This is a genomic window from Ectothiorhodospira sp. 9100 (assembly GCF_022227565.1).
GTDB lineage: Bacteria > Pseudomonadota > Gammaproteobacteria > Ectothiorhodospirales > Ectothiorhodospiraceae > Ectothiorhodospira > Ectothiorhodospira marina.
The window spans coordinates 1-861 of record NZ_JAJNAN010000117.1 but is presented as its reverse complement, the minus strand read 5'-3'; the positions used below and the strand labels follow the sequence as shown (position 1 = coordinate 861).

The 861-nt window shown below is 60.6% G+C and carries 1 protein-coding gene; it reads left to right on the top strand.

The features are described from left to right. Positions 1 to 634 precede the first annotated feature (634 nt). Positions 635 to 861: heavy-metal-associated domain-containing protein (locus tag LPW29_RS15200; protein ID WP_238628715.1), on the top strand; the 227-nt coding region annotated here is incomplete at its 3' end.

Sequence of the window (861 nt, the reverse complement as noted above, 5' to 3'; positions counted from 1 at the left end):
CCCAGGTGGGCGCCGATGAGGCCCACCTGGTGATCTTCAATCGCGATCCCGAGGTGACCTGGGGCAGCGGATCTGGGAGACGGAGCGGACCATGGAAGGGCGCGGCATCGGAGTATGGGGCGCTTGAGGGGACCGTAGCGCCCCATAGAATCCTCCTGATGGGAGCGTGCCTGCCCTTCATCTGCCCCTATCTCACCTCGAATTCTGTTTCGTGACCGTGGCGGACCTTGAAGCGGTTCATGGCAATCATCATGGCGGTGTCTCCCGAAGGGATGACTGGAGATGGTCGGCGTTGGCTTGCCGGCAGTGCTGCTGATCAAGAATAGTACTCATTACTATTCGCGCCAAGGGGCCTGTTTCCCTTTCGGCGACCTGAATCCATTTTTTCAAGGGGGTATGGGTTTGCGCGCAAACTGATGAAGCACCCGGCTTGGAGTTCAGGGCACGCCATGTCATGTTGAAGGGGTACGGATCCTGAGTGATCTGCCCGAATCAACCGTACGTCACTCCAGCCAGCCGCCGCCAGCCAAGTGACGCCATCCCCGAGTAATGGGTGCGTGAACTTGATGCCTGGAAATATCCCTCTGCGCGCAAGCGCTCCTGAGTGGCCACCGTGCCTGTTGGCAGGTGCGCCATGATTCAGCTTGATGACGTGCGTGCCGTGCTCGACGATGTGCGGATTGCCCATCACGTGCGTGGGCGCGTGCGACTGAAACTTGTCCGCGACCCTCAGCTCCAGAAGGCCCCGTCCGGGGCCTTGATCGAAACACTCCAGGCTTTGCTGGCATCACTGCCCGGGGTGCGCGATGTGCGTATCAACCTGCTGGCCCGTTCCTGCGTGGTGGACTATGACCCGGAGAC